The organism is Acidovorax sp. LjRoot204 (assembly GCF_056175785.1).
Map to the genome: position 1 here is coordinate 1 of NZ_JBGFFF010000211.1, position 6,088 is coordinate 6,088.

The following is a 6,088-nucleotide window of genomic DNA, read 5'->3' on the forward strand; positions in this document are numbered from 1 at the left end:
CCCCCACCCGGCTCACGTAGGACATCTTGGTTTGCACCGCGCCGGTGGCCGGGTTGTTGATGTCGTACTCAACCCACCCCGGGGCGCGGTCGGCCTGGGTCACGATGTCGCTCACCAGCCGGTCGCCTGCAATGCCGGGGATGTCTTGCACCCGCGTGCCCACCTTGGCCGGGTTGCCACCAAAGGCCAGATAGGTCCCGCCGGCGTCCAGCACAAACACATACATGTCACGGTCATGGTAGGGCTGGGTCTTGTCGGTGATGCTGCGCAGGAATTGATCACGCGAACTGGTCTTGTGCAGCGCCACCGCCTTGTTCACCAGGCCCACTGCCTCATCGGCTGTGCCCTGCTGCAGGCGAAACGCCGCCACCGCTTGCGACAGGGTGGACGCGCGGTGCTCCAGCGCCTCGGCCTGCGAGACCGCGTGGCCCACCATCTGGGCGTTGTGCTGCGTGATCTGGTCGAGTTGCTGCACGGCGGAGCTGACTTCGCTCAGTCCCGTGCTTTGCTCGGCGCTGGAGCCGGAGATCTCGGTCATGCTCGCCGCCACGCTGCGGATGCCGCTGGCCATGTTGGCAATGCCCTCGCCCGCCGATCGGATCAACCCGGCGCTGGCCTCCACCTGGCTGACCGAGGCGCCGATCAGCTCGCGGATCTCCCGCGCCGCATCACCCGAGCGCTTGGCCAGCGTGCGCACCTCGCCCGCCACCACGGCAAAGCCGCGGCCCTGCTCACCCGCACGGGCGGCCTCCACCGCAGCGTTCAGGGCCAGGATGTTGGTCTGAAACGCAATGCTGTCAATGACACCAATGATCTCGGTCATGCGGCGCGCGCTTTGCTGGATGGCCTCCACCGACTGCACGGCGCGGGCCATGGCCTCGGCTCCGGTGTCGGCGGCCTTGCGTACTTCTGCGGCGCGGGCATCGGCGCTGCGCGCGGTCTGTGCGTTGCTCTGCACGGCCGACGACAGCTGCTCCACGCTGGCAGCCGTCTGCTCCAGGTTGGCCGCCTGCTGTTCGGTGCGATCGGCCAGCGACCGGTTACCTTGCGCCAGGCTTTGTCCCGCATGGGCCACCAATGCGGCATTGCTGCGGATATCGGCCACCATGGACGACAGTGCGAGCACCATGCGGTCCAGCGACTGGGCCATGGACCCGACCTCGTCCCGTCCATACACACCCGCCCTGGCACACAAGTCACCGCGTGTGGTCTGCTCCATCGCATGCGACAAGCCTTGCAGGTCGGATGCCAGACCCGCATACAACGCGCACAGTGCATACAGAACCACGGCGGCTGCCAATGCCACCGCCCACCACGGAGCATCCAAGGCGGCCATCGCCAGGGCGCCAGCCATCACCACGCCCAGCGTCACCAGTTTGCCCGGCAGGTGCCACCTGCGCATCCACCAGAGCCCGGGGCGCAGCGGTAGGAATCCAGACATCTTGTCTCCGTTATCGTTTTTGAATGTGGGCCATGCTATGTGCCCGCTCTTACGTCGGATTGACAACTCGGCATGGGGTAAACAGTGCTTGACTGCGCACCTGGCCCCGCCCCTCGCCATGGACGGCGCGACACCCTGCACCGTGCCGTGGGCGTATGCCCTTCGCCCATAATGTCGCTCCATGAATCCCCTGCTCTCCCAACTCCAGCCTTACCCCTTCGAGCGGCTGCGGCAACTCTTTGCGGGAGTCACACTCCCGGCGGCTTACAGCCCCATCAGCCTGGGCATGGGTGAGCCGCGCCATCCTACACCGCAGTTCATCAAAGATGCACTCAGTAACAACCTGGGCGGACTGGCCAGTTACCCTGCCACCGCAGGCGAACCCAAGCTGCGCGAGGCCTTCACCCAATGGATACAACAGCGCTATGCGCTGACCCTGGACCCGGGCACCCAGGTGCTGCCCGTCAACGGCTCGCGTGAGGCACTGTTTGCATTTGCGCAGACCATCATCGATCCCTCGCAAGGCCAGCCGCTGGTCGTCTGCCCCAATCCGTTCTATCAAATCTACGAAGGTGCCGCCTTGCTGGCGGGAGCCCAGCCGTACTACGCGGCCAGCGACCCCGGCCGCAACTTTGCGGTGAACTGGGACGCAGTGCCCGAGGCTGTGTGGCAACGCACCCAGCTGCTATTCGTCTGCTCCCCTGGCAACCCCACGGGCGCCGTGATGCCGCTCAGCGAGTGGAAGAAACTGTTTGAGCTGAGCGACCGCTACGGTTTTGTGATTGCCTCGGACGAGTGCTACAGCGAGATCTATTTCCGCGACGAGCCGCCCCTGGGCGGCCTGCAGGCTGCGGCGCAGCTGGGGCGCGGCGACTTCAAGAACCTGATCTCCTTTACCAGTCTGTCCAAACGCAGCAATGTGCCCGGCATGCGCAGCGGCTTCGTGGCKGGCGACGCAGCGCTGATCAAGTCGTTCTTGCTCTACCGCACCTACCACGGCAGCGCCATGAGCCCCATCGTGCAGGCCGCCAGTATCGCTGCCTGGGGGGATGAAAAGCACGTGGTGGACAACCGGGCGCTGTACCGCAAGAAGTTTGCCCAGGTCACACCGCTGCTGGCTGGCGTGATGGAAGTCGCCCTGCCGGATGCCGGTTTTTACCTGTGGGCCAAAGTACCGGAAGCCCTGGGGATGGACGATGCCGAGTTCGCGCGCGCCCTGCTGGCTCAATACAATGTCACGGTGCTGCCCGGCAGCTACCTGGCCCGCGAGGCCCAGGGGAGCAACCCCGGCGCCCAGCGCGTGCGCATGGCCCTGGTGGCCGAAGCCGAAGAATGCGTGGAAGCTGCGCTGCGCATCGTGCAATTCATCCAATCCCGTACTGCCTGATCTGATCGACAACAACATGACCCAACAACTCCAAACCCTCATCGACAACGCCTGGGAAAACCGCGCCAGCCTCTCGCCCGCCGCCGCCCCCAAGGAGATCCAGGACGCCGTCGAGCATGTGATTGCCGAGCTGAACAATGGCAAGCTGCGCGTGGCCACCCGCGAAGGCGTGGGCCAGTGGACYGTGCACCAGTGGATCAAGAAGGCCGTGCTGCTGTCGTTCCGCCTCAAGGACAACGAGGTCGTCAAGGCTGGCGACCTGGGCTTTTACGACAAGGTGCAGACCAAGTTTGCCCACTTGTCCGAAGAAGAGATGAAAGCCACCGGCGTGCGCGTGGTGCCGCCKGCYGTGGCCCGCCGYGGCAGCTWCATCGCCAAGGGCGCGATCCTGATGCCYTCGTACGTGAACATCGGCGCCTACGTGGGCGAAGGCACCATGGTCGACACCTGGGCCACCGTGGGTTCSTGCGCRCAGATYGGYKCCAACGTGCACCTGTCGGGYGGCGTSGGCATYGGCGGYGTGCTSGAGCCKCTGCAGGCCGGCCCSACCATCATYGARGACAACTGCTTCATCGGYGCSCGCTCCGARGTGGTCGARGGCGTGGTGRTCGARGAAAACTCSGTRCTSGGCATGGGYGTGTACMTSGGCCAGAGCACSCCCATCTTCAACCGTGCTACCGGCGAAATCAGCTACGGCCGCGTGCCTTCGGGCTCGGTGGTGGTCAGCGGCAACCTGCCCAAGACGGCCGCCAACGGCACGCCCTACAGCATGTACGCTGCCATCATCGTCAAGCAGGTCGATGCGCAAACGCGCTCCAAGACCAGCATCAACGACCTGCTGCGCGACTGATTGACGGGGACCTGCGGACGGCCCGGGCCGTTCGCCCCACCGACAGAGACTGACAACAAGAGGGAAACACCATGAGCACGATGGAACGAATTCTTCGCCTGATGGCAGAGAAAAAGGCCTCCGACGTCTATCTGTCGGCCAACGCACCGGCGCTGATCAAGATCAACGGCGAGTGCGTGCCCATCAACAACCAGATCCTGCCGCCCGATGCGCCGCGCAACCTGCTGTCCGAAGTGGTTCCCCCGGACCGTATCGAAGAGCTGGAAGAAACTGGCGAACTCAACATGGGTGTGCCGCTCAGCGGCGTGGGCCGCTTCCGGGTCAGCGCCATGCGCCAGCGTGGCAGCTATGCGGTGGTGATCCGCTTCATCTCCCAGCAGATTCCCGAGTTCGATTCCCTGGGCCTGCCCCCGGTAATGCGCGAACTCATCTTGGAAAAACGCGGACTGATCCTGATGGTGGGTGCCACGGGTTCAGGCAAGAGCACTTCGCTGGCGTCGATGATCGACACCCGCAACGAGGCGCTCACAGGCCACATCCTCACCATCGAGGACCCGGTCGAATACCAGTTCAAGAACAAGAAATCCATCGTCAACCAGCGCGAGATCGGCAGCGACACCCAGTCCCTGCAGACCGCCCTGAAAAACGCGCTGCGCCAGGCACCCGACGTGATCCTGATCGGCGAAATCCGCGACCGCGAAACCATGTCGGCCGCCATTGCCTATGCGCAGTCGGGTCACCTGTGCCTGGCCACGCTGCACGGCAACAACAGCTACCACGCGCTCAACCGCATCTTGTCGTTCTACCCTGTCGAAGTACGACCCACCATGCTGGGCGACCTGGCATCGGCACTCAAAGCCGTGGTTTCCCAGCGCTTGGTGCGCAAGACCGACGGCGGCCGGGTGCCGGCAGTTGAAGTCATGCTCAACACCAAGCTGGTGTCCGATCTCATCGAAAAAGGCGACTTCTCGGGCGTCCGCGAGGCCATGGAAAAATCCATGGCTGAAGGATCGCAGACCTTTGAAGAAGCGCTGGCCCGCCTCATCATGGATGCGCAGATCGACCGAAAGGAAGGCATGGCCTACGCCGATTCGCCCACCAACCTGATGTGGCGSCTGCAAAACGACTTTTCCCTGGCCGCCAACGCCGCCAAGGCCCAGAAAGAAGCACGCGATGCACCCGACGATACACCGTCGTTCACCGAGATCGTGCTGGACGTCAAGCCGGCGGCGTGATGTGACGCCCCTTGAGCGGCCTGCGGAGTCCTCCCTCAGGGGAACGACGCGCTCGGTGCCTGGCATCCCTTGCTCGGCGGCTCTGGCCTGGGCCACGCAGCGCCAATGCCTGTACCCATGATCGCAGCCCGGCTGCCTGCCTCCATTCCCTGACCCCATCCCATGTCCCGTACCCTGCACCTGGCTGAACAGCTCATCTCCCTGCCCTCCATTACGCCGGAGGACGCCGGCTGCCTGGATCTGCTGGCCACACGGCTCGCTCCGCTCGGGTTTGTGTGCGAACGACTGGACAGTGGCCCCACAGACTTCCGTGTCAGCAATTTGTGGGCAAAGCGACCGGTAGCGCTAGTGAATCATGCCTCATCCGCTATCAAAACAGTAGTATTCGCAGGCCATACCGATGTCGTCCCCACCGGGCCTCTGGCCCAGTGGAGCAGCGACCCGTTCGTGCCCACCCACAAGGACGGCAAGCTCTATGGCCGGGGTGCGAGCGACATGAAGACCTCCATCGCAGCCTTTGTGGTCGCGGTGGAAGAGTTCCTGGCCGCCACGCCCGCACCGCTGATCGAGCTGGCCTTTTTGCTGACCAGTGACGAGGAAGGTCCTTCCGTTGACGGCACCAAGGTCGTGGTCGAGCAGCTCCAGGCGCGAGGCGAAAAGCTTGATTACTGCATCGTGGGCGAACCGACCTCGGTCGAGAGAACCGGTGACATGATCAAGAATGGACGGCGTGGCACCTTGAGCGGCAAGCTCAGCGTGCGCGGTGTCCAAGGCCACATCGCCTACCCACAACTGGCCCGCAACCCCATCCATCAGGCCCTGCCCGCCCTGGCAGAACTGGCCTCCACCATGTGGGACAACGGCAATGCCTTCTTTCCGCCCACCAGCTGGCAGATCAGCAACWTCCATGSSGGCACCGGCGCMASCAACGTGATCCCGGGTGAGGTGGTGATCGACTTCAACTTCCGCTTCTCGACCGAATCGACGGCAGATGGCCTGCAGCAGCGCGTGCACGCCGTGCTCGACCGCCACGGCCTCGAATATGACCTGCGCTGGACGCTGGGCGGCCAGCCCTTCCTCACCACGCCCGGTGAACTGGTGGGCGCCGTGCAGCAGGCCATCGCCTCCGAGACGGGCATTGCCACCGAACTCTCCACCACCGGTGGTACCAGCGA

General features: G+C 64.3%; 5 protein-coding genes. 4 read left to right on the forward strand and 1 reads right to left on the reverse strand.

What is annotated here, in order from left to right:
* A partial coding sequence (locus AC04MI_RS22670; RefSeq protein ID WP_476498767.1) for a methyl-accepting chemotaxis protein occupies positions 1-1,441 on the reverse strand: 1,441 nt, incomplete at its 3' end.
* Between the two features lie 181 nt (positions 1,442-1,622).
* Between AC04MI_RS22670 and dapC the strand changes: the two genes are divergently transcribed.
* The 4 genes from dapC to dapE form a co-directional block, all read left to right on the forward strand.
* Positions 1,623-2,828: a succinyldiaminopimelate transaminase gene (gene dapC / locus AC04MI_RS22675; protein WP_056062643.1), complete on the forward strand. Its 1,206-nt coding sequence runs from the start codon at positions 1,623-1,625 to the stop codon at positions 2,826-2,828.
* Between the two features lie 16 nt (positions 2,829-2,844).
* Positions 2,845-3,678, forward strand: coding sequence for a 2,3,4,5-tetrahydropyridine-2,6-dicarboxylate N-succinyltransferase (gene dapD / locus AC04MI_RS22680; RefSeq protein ID WP_476498768.1), 834 nt, complete (start codon positions 2,845-2,847; stop codon positions 3,676-3,678).
* A gap of 71 nt (positions 3,679-3,749) precedes the next feature.
* Positions 3,750-4,913 carry a PilT/PilU family type 4a pilus ATPase gene (locus AC04MI_RS22685; protein ID WP_056744943.1) on the forward strand — a complete coding sequence of 388 codons (1,164 nt, stop codon included), beginning with the start codon at positions 3,750-3,752 and terminating at the stop codon, positions 4,911-4,913.
* Positions 4,914-5,075: 162 nt separating this feature from the next.
* Positions 5,076-6,088, forward strand: a 1,013-nt coding sequence (gene dapE / locus AC04MI_RS22690) for a succinyl-diaminopimelate desuccinylase (protein ID WP_476498769.1), incomplete at its 3' end; no start/stop codon positions are given.